Origin of the sequence: Methanoregula sp., assembly GCF_002835825.1 — an archaeon.
Classification (GTDB): Archaea; Halobacteriota; Methanomicrobia; order Methanomicrobiales; family Methanospirillaceae; genus Methanoregula.
The window spans coordinates 1-1,314 of sequence record NZ_PIZH01000580.1 but is presented as its reverse complement, the minus strand read 5'-3'; the positions used below and the strand labels follow the sequence as shown (position 1 = coordinate 1,314).

Below are 1,314 nucleotides of genomic sequence, written 5' to 3'. Positions count from 1 at the left end.
GGATCTTCGGGAGCACAAAGGAGGCAATGGAGTGCACGGCTCCAATCACCCGGGACGGGAGGGCAAGGTCCTAAAGTGGCGCCGGAAACACCCGGGAGGCACCCGGTTCAGCTCGACGGCGCCGGCCAAGGAGGTGAACCTCGAACCGTACAGCGTCGGCATCGTGCTCGGCCGGTTCGAGGACGAGAAGAAAGGCGTGAGGAAAGCTGGCCGCAGCGGTGACGGCGGGACCATCTGGGAGGTTGTGCCGGCATGACCCCGGACCTGATCCTCGGGGTTGGCATCGGCACAGTGCTGATGACGCTTGCAGCCTGGTGGAGGACCGGCTTCCTGCGCGAGATCTGGCGGGAGGTGACCCGGCGATGACGGCGGAGGGGAAAGACTGCCCGACCTGCAGGTACGATGTGCCGCTGGAAGAACGGCAGAGGATCGGTCCGGGAGCCCTCCCGCTGTGCCGGCACCCGGAAGAAGGCGAGCCCGGGTTCTGGGACCGCCGGATTGAGCAGTGTTGGACGCCCAAGGACGGTGCGGAATGAAATCCGCCAGCTGCAAAGCCAAGGGCCGGGTGCTGCAGAACGAGATCGTGCAGGACCTCCGCACCGCATACCCTGAGCTCGGGGAACCGGACATCCGGCCCGCCATCACGGGCCAGAGCGGTATTGACATCCTCCTGAGCTCCCGGGCGCGGGACCTGTTCCCCTATGCAGTCGAGTGCAAGAACCAGGAGGCCCTGAACATCTGGGAATGTCTGAAACAGGCCGAGGAGAACGGCAAGAAGGAATGGATGGTCCCGCTTCTGATATTCCGCCGCCACCGCACGAAGACCTACGTGGCGATTGAGTGGACGGAGTTCCTGAACCTAGTGACGGCGGTGCAGCGATGACCGCCAACGAGTTCTGTGTCCTCCAGCAGTGCCGGAACATCGGCTGCAGTTCACTTGATAGGGACAAGGACCTCTGCAAGAAAGTGCGCCCTCCCCGGAAACCCTCGGAGGTCAGGCGCGGTACCGAGTGCAATAGCCAGACACCCCGCTGGTCTGTGAAAGACTGCAGGGAAAAGAAATGCGACCTCCTCGGAACGGAAGAGTACATCAATGGTGGCAGGTGCTGCCTCTTCGGGAAGGACCACAGCATCATGCCAGGCACCCTCACCCGCTGTCTCCAAGACCTCACGATGCCCCCGGAAGAGTTCCTCGATAAGGTTCCGCTCCCCACGATACAGGGAGTGGAAGGATCCTATCAGCCGAGAAAAACCCCGGGCATCAAGAACTGCCCGGACCTTTGCCCGTACAAACTCATCGAGGAAGTGAAGGGA

General features: G+C 62.5%; 4 protein-coding genes. All 4 read left to right on the top strand.

The features are described from left to right. A partial coding sequence (locus CW742_RS13480; protein ID WP_292421242.1) for a hypothetical protein occupies positions 1 to 256 on the top strand: 256 nt, incomplete at its 5' end. Between the two features lie 106 nt (positions 257 to 362). Then, positions 363 to 536, top strand: a complete 174-nt coding sequence (locus tag CW742_RS13475) for a hypothetical protein (RefSeq protein WP_292421239.1) — start codon at positions 363 to 365, stop codon at positions 534 to 536. Next, positions 533 to 883 carry a hypothetical protein gene (locus CW742_RS13470; protein WP_292421237.1) on the top strand — a complete coding sequence of 117 codons (351 nt, stop codon included), beginning with the start codon at positions 533 to 535 and terminating at the stop codon, positions 881 to 883. The genes CW742_RS13475 and CW742_RS13470 overlap by 4 nt, the downstream gene beginning before the upstream one ends. Beyond that, positions 841 to 1,314 (top strand): hypothetical protein (locus tag CW742_RS13465; protein ID WP_292421235.1); only part of this gene is annotated, 474 nt, incomplete at its 3' end. The genes CW742_RS13470 and CW742_RS13465, both read left to right, overlap by 43 nt.